Source organism: Providencia sp. PROV061 (genome assembly GCF_011045655.1).
Classification (GTDB): Bacteria; Pseudomonadota; Gammaproteobacteria; order Enterobacterales; family Enterobacteriaceae; genus Providencia; species Providencia hangzhouensis.
Map to the genome: position 1 here is coordinate 2,930,944 of NZ_CP042861.1, position 18,572 is coordinate 2,949,515.

The 18,572-nt window shown below is 37.2% G+C and carries 15 protein-coding genes; 8 read left to right on the forward strand and 7 right to left on the reverse strand.

Translation table 11 applies throughout. From position 1 onward, the window contains the following. Window positions 1-6: 6 nt before the first annotated feature. Window positions 7-624 carry a bifunctional 4-hydroxy-2-oxoglutarate aldolase/2-dehydro-3-deoxy-phosphogluconate aldolase gene (locus FVA72_RS13365; protein ID WP_096865095.1) on the forward strand — a complete coding sequence of 206 codons (618 nt, stop codon included), beginning with the start codon at window positions 7-9 and terminating at the stop codon, window positions 622-624. A 298-nt stretch (window positions 625-922) separates the two neighbouring features. Here the strand turns inward: FVA72_RS13365 and FVA72_RS13370 are convergent, their stop codons facing one another. The 4 genes from FVA72_RS13370 to cbpA form a co-directional block, all read right to left on the reverse strand. Further along, a complete protein-coding gene (locus FVA72_RS13370; protein WP_110591565.1) occupies window positions 923-1,426 on the reverse strand; it encodes a contact-dependent growth inhibition system immunity protein in 504 nt (167 codons plus the stop codon). A 9-nt stretch (window positions 1,427-1,435) separates the two neighbouring features. After that, window positions 1,436-7,087, reverse strand: coding sequence for a DUF637 domain-containing protein (locus tag FVA72_RS13375; protein ID WP_110591564.1), 5,652 nt, complete (start codon window positions 7,085-7,087; stop codon window positions 1,436-1,438). A gap of 558 nt (window positions 7,088-7,645) precedes the next feature. Next, on the reverse strand, window positions 7,646-7,939 hold the full coding sequence (locus FVA72_RS13380) for a chaperone modulator CbpM (protein WP_004255543.1): 294 nt from the start codon (window positions 7,937-7,939) through the stop codon (window positions 7,646-7,648). Next, the gene (gene cbpA, locus FVA72_RS13385) at window positions 7,939-8,877 is read right to left on the reverse strand and encodes a curved DNA-binding protein (protein WP_110591563.1); all 939 of its coding nucleotides are present in this window, start codon (window positions 8,875-8,877) and stop codon (window positions 7,939-7,941) included. The genes FVA72_RS13380 and cbpA overlap by 1 nt, the downstream gene beginning before the upstream one ends. Before the next feature lie 209 nt (window positions 8,878-9,086). Here cbpA and FVA72_RS13390 point away from each other — a divergent pair, with 209 nt between their 5' ends. After that, a complete protein-coding gene (locus FVA72_RS13390) occupies window positions 9,087-9,536 on the forward strand; it encodes a GNAT family N-acetyltransferase (RefSeq protein ID WP_004255552.1) in 450 nt (149 codons plus the stop codon). A 204-nt stretch (window positions 9,537-9,740) separates the two neighbouring features. Here the strand turns inward: FVA72_RS13390 and FVA72_RS13395 are convergent, their stop codons facing one another. Continuing rightward, on the reverse strand, window positions 9,741-10,454 hold the full coding sequence (locus FVA72_RS13395) for an RNA polymerase sigma factor FliA (protein ID WP_094961194.1): 714 nt from the start codon (window positions 10,452-10,454) through the stop codon (window positions 9,741-9,743). Between the two features lie 712 nt (window positions 10,455-11,166). Here FVA72_RS13395 and FVA72_RS21730 point away from each other — a divergent pair. Together FVA72_RS21730 and FVA72_RS13400 are read left to right on the forward strand one after the other, a co-directional pair. Next, a complete protein-coding gene (locus tag FVA72_RS21730; protein WP_243154703.1) occupies window positions 11,167-11,559 on the forward strand; it encodes a hypothetical protein in 393 nt (130 codons plus the stop codon). 7 nt (window positions 11,560-11,566) lie between these two features. After that, window positions 11,567-12,259, forward strand: a complete 693-nt coding sequence (locus tag FVA72_RS13400; RefSeq protein ID WP_243154704.1) for an MFS transporter — start codon at window positions 11,567-11,569, stop codon at window positions 12,257-12,259. Between the two features lie 179 nt (window positions 12,260-12,438). On the opposite strand, the gene FVA72_RS13405 is transcribed toward FVA72_RS13400, so the two are convergent. After that, window positions 12,439-13,749: a FliC/FljB family flagellin gene (locus FVA72_RS13405; RefSeq protein WP_110591531.1), complete on the reverse strand. Its 1,311-nt coding sequence runs from the start codon at window positions 13,747-13,749 to the stop codon at window positions 12,439-12,441. Window positions 13,750-14,129: 380 nt separating this feature from the next. Between FVA72_RS13405 and fliD the strand changes: the two genes are divergently transcribed. Genes fliD through fliT form a run of 3 tightly spaced genes read left to right on the forward strand, consistent with a single transcriptional unit; the run spans window position 14,130 to window position 16,368 of the window. Continuing rightward, window positions 14,130-15,572 (forward strand): flagellar filament capping protein FliD, encoded by a 1,443-nt coding sequence (gene fliD, locus FVA72_RS13410; protein ID WP_110591530.1) that lies wholly within the window; start codon window positions 14,130-14,132, stop codon window positions 15,570-15,572. Between the two features lie 18 nt (window positions 15,573-15,590). Beyond that, entirely contained in the window at window positions 15,591-15,989 is a 399-nt protein-coding gene (gene fliS, locus FVA72_RS13415; protein ID WP_110591529.1) for a flagellar export chaperone FliS, read from the forward strand. After that, window positions 15,979-16,368: a flagellar protein FliT gene (fliT, locus tag FVA72_RS13420; RefSeq protein WP_094961189.1), complete on the forward strand. Its 390-nt coding sequence runs from the start codon at window positions 15,979-15,981 to the stop codon at window positions 16,366-16,368. The genes fliS and fliT overlap by 11 nt, the downstream gene beginning before the upstream one ends. A 53-nt stretch (window positions 16,369-16,421) precedes the next feature. On the opposite strand, the gene def is transcribed toward fliT, so the two are convergent. Beyond that, a complete protein-coding gene (gene def, locus FVA72_RS13425) occupies window positions 16,422-16,931 on the reverse strand; it encodes a peptide deformylase (RefSeq protein ID WP_110591528.1) in 510 nt (169 codons plus the stop codon). Window positions 16,932-17,628: 697 nt separating this feature from the next. Here def and FVA72_RS13430 point away from each other — a divergent pair. Then, window positions 17,629-18,546: a YadA C-terminal domain-containing protein gene (locus FVA72_RS13430; protein WP_243154705.1), complete on the forward strand. Its 918-nt coding sequence runs from the start codon at window positions 17,629-17,631 to the stop codon at window positions 18,544-18,546. The last annotated feature ends 26 nt before the right edge of the window (window positions 18,547-18,572 follow it).

The following is an 18,572-nucleotide window of genomic DNA, read 5'->3' on the forward strand; positions in this document are numbered from 1 at the left end:
TTAACCATGAATCAATTACTTGAAAGAATTAAGAAACTCAATGTTGTTCCTGTTATCACCATTAATAATGCAGAGCATGGTGCGCCATTAGCAAAAGCTTTAGTGGAAAATGGCCTGCCATGTGCAGAGGTCACCTTCCGCACCCCTGCCGCGGTACAAGCGATTAAAAATATGCGTGCTGCTTACCCTGAATTACTGATTGCCGCAGGTACGGTATTAACCACAGAGCAAGTTGACCAAGCCATTGAAGCGGGTGTAGATTTTATCGTCAGTCCGGGTTTTAACCCAAAAATTGTGGCTTATTGTCAACAAAAGAACGTGATTATTATTCCTGGGGTGAATAATCCAAGCTTAGTGGAGCAAGCCCTTGAATTTAATCTCACCACGTTGAAATTCTTCCCAGCCGAAGCCTCTGGCGGGGTTGCCATGCTCAAAGCACTCAGCGCCGTTTACCCGGTTAAATTTATGCCAACTGGCGGTATTGGTGTGAAAAATATAAAAGAATACACCGCATTACCGTCTGTATTAGTGTGCGGCGGTTCATGGATGGTACCGAATGAATTAATTGACAGTGAAAACTGGCAAGAGCTCGGCAAACTCATTGCCGAAGCTGCAACTATTTAATTTATAATAAAAGTTTCGTTGTTGTTATTGCGCCCTTACTGGATGGTAAGGGCTTTTTTGTTGTTTGTGTTTATTAAAATATTGTTTCATTATTAGCTTTATCAAATTAATCAAAGAATATAATACAATTTACTAATAACTTAGCTTTTAGATTTATTTAAATAACTGACAAATAAATAAGAATTGAATGAAACTGCATACATTTTATTTTCGCAGAAGAAAACCAATAAAGTTTATTTTATTAATACTACTTATATACCCCATTAAAAATCTTATTAACTATCTAATAATATAAAATTCAAATAACACTTCGGCAACGAGATATAACTTCCTTTATCGCTTCACCAAGTTCTTCATCAGAAACACTATCCGGCAAAACAATATAGTCATCCTCAGTAAACCCATCCCCCGTCCATGTTTCTAATTTTTTATGGAGTGTTGGCCTTAATGTTAAAAAACCATTTTTCTCTCTAATATTGCATAACATCATTGATTGATAAAAATTTTTTTTATTTTTGAAACCAAGAGAAGATAAGTTTTCACTGAGCCATTTTTTTTCACACTCTGCAAGGCGATCTCTATTAAAAAAAAAGCTATCTACATGAGGATCTATAACTCTACATTTTTTTAGAGCAACTTTAGATAATTTACCTAGCTCACTATTTGTGACTTTTTTATTAACTGATACTATAGGAACCGTATCATCTACTACAAATAAATGATACCCTGACAAAACCATAATAAAATAAAAAAAATCATTTACTCGAATGGATATATTATTTCCAGAGTCATAGTTTTCCATCTCTCCCCCCTATTTTACTACTGTAATTTTCATATTAATATTATTCTCTATAGAATAAGCTATGGATTTATTAATTTCCACCCATTGAGCTGAAGTTGTTTTGCTTGGGATTGCTATTTCTATAGTCCTTAGTTTGATATCTGAATTTAATAGTGTGAGCCTTGATTGGTCTATCCCTTTAAAATTAACCACATCATTTATATATCCGTTTATTTTTGAACTGATCTTAACTGGGTTTTGATATGTTTTAGCTCCCGTATCTAATGTTTTTACACTTATCGCTTCTTTATTTTTTGTAAAATAGTCAAATGTTTCCGTCCCCGCAGGTAACCTTTCACTATCCGCTAGTTTTCTAGATTTACCAATATAATCTTCAAATGGATAGCCTTGCTTGTAAACGCCTTCTCCAAAAGCCATATAGGTTTTTCTACCGTCCGGCTCAATTCTATATATTTCTTTGATATCTATAATAGGCCAAGATTTTTTACCATTCAATAGCGCATCAACATATCGGCCTGAATTCGCTGATATGCTAGCAGCACTTTTAACAGTAACAATATATCCTGCTACCTTAGTAAATAGTTGACCAGTTTCTAAACCCGCATTAAACGCACCATCAGCTCCAGCTTTCTGATATTCGATTTCAATTTTATTAATTCGATTTAGAATATCTTGTTTTTCACCCTCAGCTATATCACTGAACATTGTTTCACTTGTTAATAAAGCACGTATCCCATCCCATGTTTCTTCATAATTTATTGTTCCATTTACAACATCTTTTAATGTATCCCATAACTCTGCAGGAACTCCCGCAACGAAACCGGCAGCAAAAATACCATCCTGATGACTACTGGCTAATCCCCATTTGATATGGATCCCAGCACGCTTAAAAAGATTAGGCTCAGCAGCTAGCTCTTTTTCCATTAACTCACGTTGCTTGTGAGATAAATAGTTATAACGAAAAGTATTCTCAGCACTATTTGCTGCGCTATAAACCCCTCCGGGTTCGCCAGTAAATATCGCACCTGCAAATCCGCCAAAAGCTTTCGCCATTTGAGCTTTTTGTTCTGCTTTCTTTTTCCATTCATGCGCCTGAATTAAATTATCATCTAGAGCAATCGCTGCAAATTCCGCAGCGAGAGCACCAACAACAGCACCTTTTGTATTGTTACCTGAAAGCTCAGCAGCAAGCCCGCTCACAGCAGCGTGACTGAGCATTTTCCCTGATTGACCTAAAATTTGCCCATTATCGCCAATTAGCCTAGCACCCTCTGCATTCAGTTGATTAGCGACATTACCTAAAAATGCATTTTTTAAATTTTGAGTAAAACTGCCACCTTGAATTGATGTATTAATGCTTGAACTAACAACAGATTGTGCCGCAACACGTTGTGCCACATTACTCCAATCACCATCACTCAATAAAGGTAGCTTCGCTTCAGCCCCAGTTCCTGCTCCCCACTCCATATGAACATCTAAACCACTGAGTGCGCCGGAAACAGCCATCTGGGTAATAATCGATTTAACCGTTTCGCTCCGGCCTAATGCATTAAATGTTTTTGTTAAATCTCCTTTATTTTCAACCAATGCATTAGCTGTTTGAGCTGATAAAGCCATCACGCCACTATAAGCCGCTCCGGATATTGCACCTCCTGTCACACCACTAGATCCGGATGATGCCCAAGCTGCAAACTCGGTTGCCGTTCCGTGAGTCATTGCTGCAACTGAAATCATAATCAATGCTGACACTACAGGGTTTAAATGCTGACTTTCATAATCCCATTGCTCATAAGCATCTTTAACAATATCCCATTGGATATCTTTACGATCTTTTAAACTGGCTAGCCATTTAGTTTCATCCCTTTTCCCTAATTCATTAAGGACACTTTCTAAATTTTGAGCATTTTTAGCTTTAACATCTGCACTCACACCATTCGCGGCACCAACAGTCAATGCACCACCAATATGTAATGAGGGTAATACCCATGAGTCCTCTTTATATCCCTTATCCCAGTGAGTAATATAAAAGCCAGTTGAATTAGAAATGACTTGCTCAAACTTACTATTTTTAACTGCTTTAAAATTCACCTTACCAGTCTGGCTAGTTATCTTTGCATTTTGTCTGGTGTTGAGTTTTGTAGCTTCTAATGTGATATCGTCTTTGGCAAATAAGTTGATATCTTTATTTGCGACAAATTCAGAGACTTTATTCGTAGCAGATTGAAAGTTTTTTATTTCATGGGTCGAACCCCAGAAGCATGATTTTATACCTAAAAAACGATTGCAATATTTGCGCTCTTCCTCCCACTTAGTCGTTTCAATCATAGATTGTGCGTAAAGGATCCCCCCCTTAGCTGCAATATCAATAAAGCCTTTCGCTGCAAGTTTTGTTGCTTGAAATAATGTACTACCATTTGACAATAAAGTGATATTTTTCCCGCTATGAATTTCTGATCTACGTTGTTCCCTTTTATCTGTATTATTTTTTCGACTTTCCTCTGTTAATGCTTCAAACTTGATATTGTTATCACTTGTAATTGTGATATTTTTACCTGCTTCTAACTTAGCGCCTCGACTAACAAAATCTCCAGCAGAACTTAAAACAATATCTTTACCACTCTCTATTGAAGTGACTAAATTTTTCCTTTCATAAAAATTCCTAGTTGGAAAGTCAGTCAAGGAATATGATGTAGAATCAAGAGTAAGTTGTTTGCCCGCTGATAGTGTGATGTTTCCCCCACTCGAAAGGTTAGCTGAAATAATCCCCATATCTTCACCACTCATCATAGTGAGATCTTTTTTAGCGGAAATGGGAGCAATTAGTTTCTGTATTTGTGAATGAGATAATACTCGCGTTAATTCATTCGCTTTTTCTGGTAAAAAATATGCATCTAGTGTGTCCGTAAGAACAGCATCATATTCACCAGACGAGAATCGAGGTCTAATTGAAAGCTCAGAGCCATTTATAAAATTAATGTTATTATTAGAATAAAAACCATAACCTGATGAAAATAAATTACCACCCGCTTGAAGCAATAAGTCTTTATTTGTTTGTATTTTCCCTCTATTGTTAAGAAAGTTATTAAAATTAGTTTTATATTTTTCACTATCCCATAACTCTTTAACTCGTATCTTAGGGGTATTTATATCGTTTTCCAAAAACAATATATTTTCACCTGCATTTACAGAGAAATTATTTAGAGGTTTTATCACTGAATCGAGGAAAATTACATTTCCTTTTGCTTGCACTAAGATATCATTTTTAACTGAAATATTTCCTTCATATGCTTTCCCATTTTTATTGTAATATCTTTCAGGCGTGTCATTTGAAATCAACACACTGCCTTGTAAAGATTTTATAAACGCATTATTTGCATTTACTTGACTATTTTTCCTTACTTCTATATTTTTATCAGCTGAAAGAATAAAATCATGCTTTGTATCTATTTCTGCATTTTCTAAATCAATATTTGTATTAGAAAATATGTATACATCCTGTTCGGATTTTAACCCATGATTAATTTTAACATTTCCCCCCTTGATAAAAACATTTTTAGCAGTAACAATATTAGGTACATCCTGAATGATTTCTTTATCTTTTGGTAGAACGATGAAAGGTTTATCATCATAATAATCAAGGTGAGAATAGCGATTAGATGGATATAGCTTACTTGCTTTTGAGTTGCCATAATCAGGTTTATTAATAATGCCTTTAACAAAGCCATTACCTAGTGATATTCTATCATTGGATGTATATCTAAAATCCACATCCTCTAAGAAATCACTCATAAAATTATTACCTGCGAAAATACTGGCAGGAGCATAAATAGGGTAGTCTATTTGGCGTAATGCAAAAGTCTCATCAGGTAGTCTATACCCAGTAATACTATAATCTATAAATTGATTGCTAATGGCAGGGCTATCTGTGAATGTTAATTCATTCCGCATGGCATTTGGTGTAAACCTATAATAACGCTCATGTTCGTTTTGAACTAATAAACTACTATTTATGAAGCTCCTCCCTGTCAATATCATATTTTCTTTTGATTTTATATTACTACCATAGTTTAATAATTCATTAGCGGATATATATAAGTTCTTACCAGCCAAGATATCACCTGTTTTACCAATGGTTTTATAGGCATATTTATAATTTCCTAGATTAATAACAGGTAGGGAAGAAATGGGAACTGTACCACCAAGCAATCTATTTAAAAACTCCAAGTTTCTTTTTGGGTCACTAATCCCAGAATTGACAAAATAACTATTTTGCCAGTCTCTAAAATCATAGGCGGGCACATCATAATTATGTGTCAGAAAATAAAGAACTCCATCATCTGTTATTCCTTCTTTTATCGGGTTTAAAATAATGGGATTTTTAAATTCCTTACCCATTGCATCATTGGAAAAAACAGATTTTTTATCATCACTACCTTGAGCGGTAAAATATAGTCCCTCTAAGCTTCGGTTATTTGCAACCTCTTTCGCTCTAACAACCAAGTCTCCCTTTTCTGTTTTAATCGTTGCGGACTTGTTTACGATAGATTGACTTAAATCTCCAATTGCATTTTTCTGTATCCACAAATTTTCTTTCGCTTGAACAAGTGCTTTTTCACCCGTATTTTTAATTGTATTAGAAAAAATACGCATGTCCTTACCTGCTATAATCTCGCCTTCATTGATTAAAGAATTTGTCGCAAGGGTAATATCATTTTCCGCATTTAATTTTGCATTTTTCTTAATATAGAGTTCTTTACCACTAACATTAATTTCATTTTTTGATTGAATATTACCATTTGTTGTAATTTTCCCATCAGCAGTTAGTATTAAGCTCCCTTGAGTGGTGTAAATGTTATTTAAATTGACTCCTATACCTGATGCTGTACTCGTTAATTTTATTTGGCCAGCATACATGCCTCCAAGTGCTTTTGTATCAATAGCAATAATAGGGCTTTGTATTTCGCCATTAATTGATGTTACAGTTCCTTTTTGGAAATCAATACGATTATTCCCATGCATCAATGAGACATTTTTCCCTTTAATTTGTCCATTAAGAACCATTGCTTGGCTAATAATATCCGTATAATTTGGGGTTTCGGCATTCATTCCTTTATTGCCAATGGTGATCGTCCCTTTTTTTACTTCAATAGCAGATAATTGACCGTCGCTACCAAGAAATGGTTTTCCTGTTGTTAGGGTGAGCGCGGGAACATTGATAAAGCTACATCCATTGCACGTTATTCCATTTGGGTTTGCTATAATCACATTCGCAGATTTTCCCGCCACTTCCAATTTCCCAAGTAACTGGGACTGACTATCACCTACAACTTCATTAATAATCAGTTCTGCATTAATTCCTCTTAACTTATTGTTTCCATTTATGTCCCCTGCGAGTTGAGTTTTTACTGTATTCTTTGAATTATTTAATATAATACCTTTTTCAAGGATATTAAATTGTTGGTATTTATTATGCGAAATACCATTTTCATTTGGAGTAGCTATATTAACAATAGTGGTGCTGTTTTTTTGATAAACTGAAGAGTCACTCCCTAAAATTAAAACATTACTACCCCAAGATGGATTAATCGGAAATAATATAAATAAACACATCAGATAGTAGATAATAAAACGCTTCAAACGTGGTATTTTATGTTCAACCATAAACTTCTCCTACACAGATTATGGGTTAGCTTGAATATTCCAATGTAATGACCAATTATTTACCTTTAATTTCGATGGGTAATACAAAGGAGTGCTAGAATTCCTTGTGTTCTAACTTCATTAACTAAAACATATGATGAGTTTGATTCCATTTTTCTAATACTATTTTCATTTCTTCCTTATTTTTTAACGGCAGGTTTTATAATTCTTTTCTTTGATTTAATTCTGATATCAATCTTTGATTTTTCTCTTGAGCATGGATATCCCTGAAAATTGATAGTGATGTCAAAAAAGAATAAGCACATTTATTAAAATGTGAATACCAAGCCAATTATTTTCATGAAAATGATAATAGTATTTTTCATGTATATATCCCTATGTGTTCCAACATGAAAAAAAATAACAGTGACATATATATCCAACAAGCATCAAATTTATTATATGTCTTATAAAAATTAAAAACATGATTAGTTTAAAAAACAAATAGCAACTATAACCACCACAAACCTAATTTACTTATTAAGGCTTGTGGTGGTGAATAATTAAATTATTGGCTAACTAACCAATAAAACGTTTTAACTGTAAACGCAACATCTCATTTTCGCGTCGGAGTATTTCATTTTGATCCATTAGGCTCATCGCCATTGCGATGCCCGGCCAGTCAATTTCTAATTCATGATAAAGACGCACGGCTCTTCTCACAATGACTACCGCTTGGTCGTCAAACAACCATTCATTAGTAGTTTCAATAGGTTGAATTATCCCAAGGCCGACAATTTCCTGTAATTCATCTTCAGCAATACCGGTATGAACGCAAAAATCAATAACGGTTAATGTGGTTAACTGTTCCATTATTTTCCTCCCCAATTTTTACGCGGGTCAAAGTGCGTATGGCTCTCAGCCAACTTCTGCCATAGTGCATCCGACTCTGCATTACTGCTATTCGGCATCACGATTTTTATAATCGCATACAGATCCCCAGCTGTGCCTTTATGTTTCAGCCCTTTGCCTTTAAGGCGTAATTTTTGGCCAGCTTGGCTATTAGCAGGAACGGTGATCACAATCGGGTCTTTTAATGTTGGAATGGTGACTTTAGTTCCGAGGGCTGCCTCCCATGGCGCAAGCGGCACGACCACTTCTAAATCATGGCCTTTGATATCAAATAATGGATGTGGTGCAATGCGGATGGTTATCCATAGATCGCCATTTTCACCGCCATTTTCCCCCGCTGTGCCTTGCCCTTTTAAGCGAATACGTTGCCCATCAATCACCCCTGCCGGGATAGTCACATTAAGTGTTTTGGGAACTTCATTTTCGATAAAACCAAAAGCGTTATAGACGGGTAAGTTATAGCTAATGGTACGTTTATGTGGTTCTTGGGTTTCTTCAAGGAAAACAGCCAGTTCAACTTCTAAGTCCTGCCCGCGGTGACTGCGTGCTTGCCTTGTGCCACCACGTGTACGTTGGGAAAACATCGATGAAAAAATGTCATCAAAACCACCCGCATCAAACCCTTGCTGAGAATATGTGTGGCTTTGTTGACCTTGGTTGGCTTGGTTAAAATAGGGATCATTTCTGTGCTCCCACATTTCATCGTATTCCGCGCGTTTTTCTTTGTCGCTGAGTACCGCCCACGCCTCTGCAATTTCTTTAAATCGCGCTTCTGCATTTGGCTCTTTACTGACATCGGGGTGATATTTTCGCGCTAAACGGCGATACGCGGTCTTAATGGTTTTTAAATCATCGGTGCGCTTAACACCCATGATGCTGTAATAATCCTTTAGTTCCATAGTCATATCTCGTTCACTTATCTGTTGAATAGAATTCTTATGGTATTTACCCAATTGGGTTAAACATCACAACGACCTTGAATTTAACTTAGGACATTTACGCAGTAATTGGAATAGCTAGGCCATGATAAAATTCCACAAAAAACAGGAAATTTACGCTATTTCAGGCTAAACCTATAAGAGTGCCGTTTGATTAATAGGGGAACTCTATGGATGCTCTTGCCAATCGCCTGAACTATAAAGTCAATTTTGCCATATCTATTGAGGATTTTATTCGATTAATTCGCCAGTCACCATTTAAAGAAATGGTGCCAACCGATAATCTCACTCAATTAGATGCAATGCTGAATAACGCGGATTTATTGGTTAGTGCATGGGATGAGGAACAGGTGGTCGGTTTTGTCCGCACGGTGACGGATTTTAGTTCTTGCTGTTATATCTGCGAACTGGCCGTTGATATGCATTATCAAAAACACGGTATCGACCGCCAATTAATGCGCCTCGTCGCTGAAGAACTCCCCGCCGACTGCCAGATTTTATTTTTCTCCACCGACAGCAACCTCACCGAATACTTAAAACTGGGGTTCACCCAATCCCCAAGAGCATGGCACACCACGGCAGAGAATTTTTTGGTTAGATCGGCAGAGCTGGATGAATAATAGAAAGTAACATCGTTAAAAGCGTAGAAATATAGTAGAAAAAACAAATTTGAATGAGCTTTAAAATACCCCTATGCGTATGCTCTAAATAATTCGTGCTACAGCTAGGCGGCAAGCTAGTTTAGCCCTAGGAGCATACACAAATATGTGACTAGGGTGAACTAGTGAAGCCAACAACGCTGTGGTGCGAAGTATGACGAGCATCTATCTGAGGCGGCCGCGGAGGCGCTTAATAGCCTGACTATGCAGCTGACTCACCCTTGACTCCCCCACCTCCAGCACCGCGCCAATCTCCTTCAGATTCAGCTCTTCTTGGTAATACAGCGTCAGCACCATCTTCTCGCGCTCTGGCAACTGCTCAATCGCGGCGGCTATTTGGTCGCGTAAACTGGAATCCAGCAACAAACTTAGCGGGTTACCGCCATCATCTTCATCCATTTGCGGCTCACAGCTTTCCCCATGAACCTCATGCCATTCATCATAGGAAAACAGTTGGCTATTATTGGTGTCTAGTAGCGCTTGGCGATACTCCGCAAGGTCAATATCCAGCGCTTTGGCGATTTCCGGCTCAGTCGCACTTCGCCCTAAAGATTGTTCCAGCGCACCAATGGCTTTGGTCATTTCACGCGCTTGGCGGCGTACACTACGTGGCACCCAATCACGGCTGCGCAGCTCATCTAGCATCGAACCCCGTATTCTTTGCACCGCATAAGTGGCAAATGACGCCCCTTGAGTCACATCGAAACGTTCCAATGCATGCAGTAAGCCTATGCCCCCCGCTTGAATTAAGTCGTCAATGTCAACACTAGCGGGTAGTCTAACTTGCAGTTTTAGGGCTTCATGGCGTATTAGAGGGTAATAACGCTCCCATAGGCTATTTTTATTAATCACACCTTCGGCAGTATACAAATCACTCACAACCTGAATCACCCTTCAAGCTCTATAAAAGTTATTCATTATCTGTGTTGGTTTTGAATTCAATCCGTAGAGTAAGGCACTAAATGTGGCTTTATTTGCCTTATCCTAAATAGGTAAAATTTGAATGATTGCAATGTTAACGATTGTTTTAACACAATTTTTAGGGAATTTTACTGGTAATACAAGAGGGAGTGGTTGTTTTATTGAGAAGTGATTTTGTCATTAAATTGCAGATTTGGACTTTAGACTTTGTTATTGACTAAATTAGCCTTCTTAAAGCAAGTAAAGTTATCGGTAAGCAGCAAGCTAGCTTAACAATAAGCATGAGAACCAAAGTAAACATAGCACTAGATATGGGAAATAATGACAAAGAAAATAATCAGATTAATGGATTATATATAAATAATATCATTATTAAATACAATTAATATTAATTAAACATTAAGTTAATTCGGACTAACAAGGTAAACAACCTATTATTTGACAGATTTAACTTATATAATGTATTTTTACATTCACTAATGTAATAGCATATTAGTTTAATTAAAAAGTAAAATGACATATAGATATTTTGAAGTTATTATCTTTTAATTTAAACTTAAATAATTAAGAAGAAAAATGATATACAAAATATATTTCTTTTATTTTTTTTCTTTTCCCGATATGGATATCCAAAACATTACAACCCATCTATTGGGAACAGCAAGCGCAATTGAAGTTATTTTCAATTTCATACATAATGATGGCGGTTGCGGGGGCGTGCTCACTACTTTATGCCAAAGGGCTATTCCGATTTGGTACTAAGACTGGTTTAATTGTGGGCTTTTTACTGTATGGGTGTGGCCTTGTTCTTAGAGCCTATCCCACAGGGATGGCTATCGCCGTGACTTCAGGTTTGATGGCAGGGATGGGTGCAAGTATTATCGCTATTGCGCTAAAATCACTGATTTTTAATATTGATAAACAGGAACAAAATAAAGTCCTGTTGCACACTGATAATTTAAGCACAGTAGCACAAAGCCTTGGGGCTTTTATTGCTGGGGGGCTAGTCACAATTTTATCGATTATTGATCACCCCCCCCTATCGTTCGGCTTTGTTAATTAGTGGAGGTATGGTACTAATCGCCATAATTGCCATCCCGTCATTAAAAATACCACTGAATAAAACACCATTAGCTAAGAATCCCCCCCAAAAAACCACTTCATTTTTCCCTTTTCTCAGTAAAGCAGATTTAATTTTATTCATTGCATTTATTATCAGTGGCGCCAGTTGGGCACTGATCTTACCCATTATTCCGGTGTATTTAAAAAACATGCACTTTTCAGATACAAATGTTGGCCTAGTGCTATCATTAGGTGTGATCACCGGGCTAGTACTCAAGAACCTTTTTATGTTTATTTTTTCTGACAAAGATAAACCTATCTCATTACTCGTTTTTTCTGGTTTATGCATGCTGATGCTCTATGGTATGTTTTGGTCAATAAAATTTAGTTCCCCGATTATTTTCGCCATCTCGGTTATTACCATGTATATGTTTAGAACCGTTTGCTCACTATTAATTAATTTGGTTGAGATGGAGATTGCCCGCAAGGGGAATGCCGAACATATTTTTGCTTTAATACAAACCGCATTTTTGACAGGGGATATCTTTGGCGGAATTGCCCTACCCTATGTTTATGAGTCTGGTTTTCTGGTTAACTACCCTCTGGTGATTATTATTTTTATTCTGCTATCAAATATATTAATTTACAGCTGTGCAAAAGCCAGCACTAAAACCATACAGAATTTACCTAAAAAACGCTAAAGCGAGCCCTAAATAGTTTGTACACAGGTAGGCGACGAAGGCGATTATCCCGATGAGCGTACATAGGTACGTGATTCGGGTGACCTTGTGAAGCCAACACATCTACAACTTGAAATATGACGACCGTTCGATAAAGAAAAGGCCAGCATTGCTGGCCTTTATAACTCACCAATTACGAATTAACGTAACAGGCTCAGAACACCTTGTGGAACTTGGTTAGCTTGTGCTAACACAGCAGTACCTGCTTGTTGCAGGATCTGACCACGGCTCATGTTAGAAACTTCTGTCGCAAAGTCAGCATCTTGAATACGGCTACGTGCTGCACTCAGGTTGTTAACAGAGTTGTTCAGGTTATTGATAGTAGACTGCATACGGTTTTGGATAGCACCTAAAGAAGAACGGAATGAGTCAACTTGTTTTAAAGCATCATCAATAGCAGCTAGAGGCTCATCGGAAATTCCCATTTTAACGTCAGTAGCGGTTGATAAATCTACTTTAGCAGGATCTAACTTTCCTGTACTTGAATCAAAATCAGTTCGTTTAACTTCATAATATTTATCATCTTTTTTCAGATAAAACTCACCTTTAATAGCTTGTCCTGTTTTTTCATCCATTTTTTGAATGAGTTCTTCACCGGCTCCCAATTCGATAGCATTCATGTCTTTCTTTTCAGCTATAACTTCAGTTGCATTCGTTGCTGCCACTGGAGTTCCTACTGGAGAAGAATATTTAAGGTTTGTTGTCGTTGCTATATCTAATTGGCCATTATCTTTGAAATTATCTTCAGATAATTTTTTAAACTTACCAGTGCTTTCTTCATAATATAAATCACCATTATTATCTGCAAACACCTTACCAGTAGAACCCGTGTCGTCATATTTCACAGCTGCAGCTGGAGCACCATCAATTTTAACCTCTGTTGTAGCAAGGTCTTTAACTTGTTCACCAAGACGGCTTTTCACGCTTAAATCTAATTTATCAATATTTAATGTCGAGCTATCGATTTTTTGCAGGTTTATACCTATTGTTTCTCCATCATTAGCACCAACTTGAATATTTAATGTGCTTGTATCTTGCAATACTTTAACACCATTAAATTGAGTTTGTTCCGAAATACGGTTAATTTCATCCATACGCAACTTAACTTCATCTTTAATTGATTGAATGTCAGAGTCTGAGTTTGAACCCGTTCTTGCCTGTACAGTCAGCTCACGAATACGTTGTAAGTTATCGTTGATTTCGTTAACTGCACCTTCCGCAGTTTGTGCGATAGAAATACCGTCGTTAGCATTACGTGCTGCTTGGGTTAAACCTTTCACGTTTGCAGTAAAACGGTTAGCAATCGCTTGGCCAGCTGCATCGTCTTTTGCGCTGTTGATGCGTGAACCGGAAGATAAACGCTCAATCGCCGTACCCAGTACGCCTTGTGAACGGTTTAAGTTGTTCTGAGTGGTCAGAGACAAAATGTTAGTGTTGATAACTTGTGCCATGATGTGATCCTTATTATTCAAATTAATGCGTTAAGCCAAAATGCTTAACTTGATGAATTTCGTCAGCAACTAGGTTATCGGCTACAAAAAAGTCCCCTTTAGGCTTTTTGATGAAAATTTTTATCTGTAAGGTTGGAAATGGCTTTACAGCCCGCTTTTAATGCCATTATTTTTAACACTTTCATTTTTAACACATCCATTTATTTTTATTAATTTTCTTATTATTTATTTTCAATAGGGATAATTACCTACTTTTCTCTTATCAGCTCTCGCCATCACTCTTTTTCAGAATAGTCTAAAATTTTGCTCCGTTTTGCCGATAAGACTCTAAATAAATTTTATTTCAGAGTTTATGTCACAGACATAGAATAGGAGAAAACATGGCAGGAATATCCACACTCGGTATCGGGTCAAACTTAGATTTAAACGTACAAATGGACCAATTAGAAGCGATGGAGCGCCGTCGCTTAGAGCCACTGACCACGCAAAAAGCCAGTTATGACGCGCAAATTAGCGCCTTTGGCAAAATGCAGTCGTCCTTAGAGAAACTCAAAAAAGCGGCTGAAGATTTAAAGAAATATGGTGATATCAGCACCACCAAAGTGAATGGCGAATATAAAGCCTTTGATGTAAAAACTGACGGTAAAGCGGTTGCGGGTGTACATGATGTGATAGTCACTCAGTTAGCAAAAGCACAAACTATCGCCACCAAAGGCACACCTAACAATAGCAATAAAGAATTACTGGGCAATGGTGCACCTGAGCGAACCATTACCATCACACAGCCGTCACAAAAAGAAGATAAAGATAAAATCGTTATCAAACTGGATAACGAGCACACCTCACTGATTGAAATTGCGGATGCCATCAATAAAACTGATAAAGGCGTTTCCGCATCCGTCATCAAAGATAAAGACAATATCTATCACCTTGTCGTTACCTCTAAAAAAGAAGGTAGTGAAAACCGTATTAGTATCAATGTGGAAGGCGATGACAAACTGGCTGCTATTCTTAATGTTGAGTCTGAAATTGATGCGGATGGTAAGGTTACCTTAAAAAATGCCGACACCAGTGGTATGGTGCAAAAAGTGGCTCCACAAACTGCCTTATTGGAAATCGATGGTTTCAAATTAGAATCACAAACCAATGAAGCCAAAGACTTATTTCCTGGTTTAACCTTAACACTGAAAAAAGAAAGTGAAGACGGTAAAGCTGACCATTTAATCGTTTCGGAAGATATTGAACCCGCCAAAAGTAAAATTAAAGCGTGGGTAGATGCCTATAATGAATTCCAAACGTTAGCCAAAGAGCTCACCAAATACACCCCAACGGAAAAAGGCACCGCACCAGATAAAACCAATGGCCCACTAATTGGTGATTCCACTTTACGCATGATCCAGAGCACCCTGCGCACGCAAGTTCGTATGCCACAAGCCAGTGGGGAAGTCGATACTCTGGCTAAAATGGGTATTAAACAAAAACTGGATGGCACCTTAGAAATCGATAATAAAGTGCTAGATAAAGTGCTCAAAGAAAACCCATCGAGTGCCAAAGTGTTTTTTGCCGGTGACGGTAAAGAAACTGGTTTTGGGACTGAAAACTTTAACTACTTGAAAGACACCTTGGACAGCAAAGAAGGCACCCTGCACAACGCCACCGATGGTATCCAGAAGAAAAAGAAAAGCTTAGACAAACGGATTGAGCAGACCAATAAACAAATCGAAAACACCATGGACATGTACCGTCGTCAATTCCAAAACCTCGATAAAATGATGACGTCACTGAACAGCACCAGTAATTCATTAGGCCGATTATTAGGCTAATACTTTTAGGTTAAAAACATGTATCAACGACACGCACAGCAAGCCTATCAGCAGGTCGATTTGGAGAGTGAAATCACCAACGCGACCCCATACCAACTGATTCAAATCCTGTTTAAAGGGGCGCTAAGTGCCCTAAAACGCGGGGAGATTTTTATGCGGCAAGGTAAGGTGGCGGAAAAAGGTAAAGAAATCTCAAAAGCTATCGACATCATTGACACTGGGTTAAAGCAGTCGTTAAATTATGAAGCTGGCGGCGAACTTGCAAAAAATTTAGCAAGTTTGTATGAGTATATGACTATGCAGCTACTCCGTGCCAACCTCGAAAACAACGTGGCTTATGTCCAAGAAGTTTACCAATTACTCTCCGATATCGCCTCTGCGTGGCAACAAATCGGTGCAAATGTGGATGAAAGATAATCAGGTGGACAATAAAAATCCTATCGATTTACAAGAAATATACCGTAATGTCTTAGTATTAAGTGAAAATTTAGTTGCCTTAGCGCAATCCGGGGAATGGGAGACGTTGGTCTCCCGAGAGACAGAATATGTCCTTGCGGTGGAAAACCTCACCAAGTTAACGCAAGCGTTCGAAAAACAGCAGCCAATAACTGAAGAGTTTATTCAGTTATTGCATAAAATTATTGAAAATGAACGCGTTACTAAAGAATATTTACAACAGCATTTAAACTTTTTAAGCAAAGAAATTAAGCAATTAGACCAAAAACGGGTACTCAATAATAGCTATGGCCAATTTGATGAGCCAGACACCCCGTTAGTCGTTCGCCCCATGGAATGAATTTAAGTGTCAGGCCAACAAGCCTGACACCCTCTTCCCTTCGGGATTACAGCCTATTGTTGCTGCTTTAGACGTTGCTGCTTTTTCAGTTTTTTCAACAGCATATTGCGTTTTAACGGCGACAAGTGGTCAAGAAACACTTTACCGTGTAAGTGGTCAATTTCATGTTGCATGACAATTGCTAAAAACTCGTCACTATCCACTTCAAACTCTTTACCGTGCCTATCGTACGCTTTCACTTTAACGCGCAGGAAACGGTCTACATCCGCATAGATTTCCGGCACAGACAAGCACCCTTCTTGATAACTGGTTTCCCCTTCACTTTCGACGATTTCAGGGTTAACAAATACCATGGGCTCATCACGGTTTTCTGAAATATCAATCACCATAATGGATTTAGTTTCAGCAATTTGCGTGGCAGCAAGGCCAATGCCGTTATCCGTGCTGTACATGGTATCTAACAAATCGTCGATTAAGGTTTGTACCGCAGCGAAATCCGTCACTGGGCTGCATTTAATACGCAGTCGTTCATCTGGAATTTCAATAATTTCTCTTACTGCCATAATTTAAACCCTATAAATTCGATTACTTTTATTCAAATATCAATAATTCAAAATATTTTAAGCGGCAGTAGCGATATTCGATAGCCGCTAACTGCCATCACAACTCTGCCAGTGAAGTATGACGAACAGATAAAATATTATCGTCTTTCTATTTCATCAACAACATGCAAAAAATGGCATTGTTAATCCGAAAGAAAATTTCACTTTAAACATCAATGAATTATCACTAAGCTGTTTAGTTTAAACCCTTATGCCACACAAGGTACATAAAATTTCACAGAAAAATAACACGTTATTTTAAAAAAAACATCTAAAATAGAAAAATGGTGCTCCTTTGTAGGTTTCCAACTGTTTCTGTTTTATCGGCTAGTCGCAGTTATTTGCCTATAGATATTTAATTTTATGTTTTTTCATCATAAAAATTCAGTTAGGCCACATTCAAATTATTTTCAAATTAATATATAATAAATAATAAGTGGCTTATCTTATAATTTAATCAATTTAAAAAAACCATATATATTTACAATAGAAATATCACTGCCTTTATTCCAATCAAACACGAATATCCCGAATAAATATAATTTAAAAAATCGATTTTACCCGCCAGAGAAATGACCCTATTATAAATAAGTTGAGAAAAACAAACCCCCTCTCATTCTTCTTTAAATAATTATTTAAATAATACGGAAATTAACACATGGAAAAGAAAGCATTAGCTCGTCACTTAGTGGCTATATTACTCAGCGGTTTGTCTTATAATGCAGCAGCCAACACTACATTTTCAAAGCCCGCACCAACATTAAGCCATATCAACGCATATGGCATCAAAAATAACGTTAAAAGCATTATTGATATTAATGAAAGAATCAATAATATTGATAGCCAAATAAGCCAGATGGATTCAAGTTTTAATAATAGCATTAATAAGTTAAAGAAAAACAATAACAATAGGCTTAAATCAGAAACTACGAATATACGAAGTGAGTTAGTGAAGTTACAAGATACCGTAGACAATTCCATACTTGATTATCACAATGTAAACGCTGAAAAAATACAAAGTAATACTGATTTAATTAATGACCAAATCACATCAATACAAAAAGATAAAGAAATAGAGCACCATGCGTTTGACTCAAAATTAAAAGAAGTTGAATTATATGTACAAGGTGCATTAATTGGTGTAAATGCGGCCGACCAAGTCACCGAACAATTGAATACCAATATTCAGAATCTAGATAAAAAAGTCATTGGAAACACCTCGTCAATAAAAACCCTAAAAAGTGATGCGGCCAAAACACAAAAAGCGAACGAAGTTAAATTCACAAAATTAGAAAATAAATTTGACCATGGAGTCAGCCAGCTTGATAGCAAAATAGATAAACGTGCCCAAGAAGCCAATGCGGGTATTGCCTCCGTTGCTGCAATGAGCAATATCCCTTATGCAACAAATACCCGTTTTAGTGCCGGTGTTGGCGTAGGTAATTACAAAAATGGTTCTGCGATCGCTGCTGGGGCTCAATATCGACTAAAAGAAAATATCAACTTACGCAGTTCTGTTTCTTGGAATAACTCTGATTCTGCCGTTATCGGAGCGGGTGTCGCCTTCGGTTGGTAATTATCTAACCCCTATTTTTCATATAA

Excerpts from the sequence above, each read along its gene's own strand:
- FVA72_RS13365 (WP_096865095.1), top strand. The coding sequence starts at position 7 with ATGAATCAATTACTTGAAAGAATTAAGAAACTCAATGTTGTTCCTGTT.
- FVA72_RS13370 (WP_110591565.1), bottom strand. The coding sequence starts at position 1,426 with ATGGAAAACTATGACTCTGGAAATAATATATCCATTCGAGTAAATGAT.
- FVA72_RS13375 (WP_110591564.1), bottom strand. The coding sequence starts at position 7,087 with ATGGTTGAACATAAAATACCACGTTTGAAGCGTTTTATTATCTACTAT.
- FVA72_RS13380 (WP_004255543.1), bottom strand. The coding sequence starts at position 7,939 with ATGGAACAGTTAACCACATTAACCGTTATTGATTTTTGCGTTCATACC.
- cbpA (WP_110591563.1), bottom strand. The coding sequence starts at position 8,877 with ATGGAACTAAAGGATTATTACAGCATCATGGGTGTTAAGCGCACCGAT.
- FVA72_RS13390 (WP_004255552.1), top strand. The coding sequence starts at position 9,087 with ATGGATGCTCTTGCCAATCGCCTGAACTATAAAGTCAATTTTGCCATA.
- FVA72_RS13400 (WP_243154704.1), top strand. The coding sequence starts at position 11,567 with ATGGTACTAATCGCCATAATTGCCATCCCGTCATTAAAAATACCACTG.
- FVA72_RS13405 (WP_110591531.1), bottom strand. The coding sequence starts at position 13,749 with ATGGCACAAGTTATCAACACTAACATTTTGTCTCTGACCACTCAGAAC.
- fliD (WP_110591530.1), top strand. The coding sequence starts at position 14,130 with ATGGCAGGAATATCCACACTCGGTATCGGGTCAAACTTAGATTTAAAC.
- fliS (WP_110591529.1), top strand. The coding sequence starts at position 15,591 with ATGTATCAACGACACGCACAGCAAGCCTATCAGCAGGTCGATTTGGAG.
- fliT (WP_094961189.1), top strand. The coding sequence starts at position 15,979 with ATGAAAGATAATCAGGTGGACAATAAAAATCCTATCGATTTACAAGAA.
- def (WP_110591528.1), bottom strand. The coding sequence starts at position 16,931 with ATGGCAGTAAGAGAAATTATTGAAATTCCAGATGAACGACTGCGTATT.
- FVA72_RS13430 (WP_243154705.1), top strand. The coding sequence starts at position 17,629 with ATGGAAAAGAAAGCATTAGCTCGTCACTTAGTGGCTATATTACTCAGC.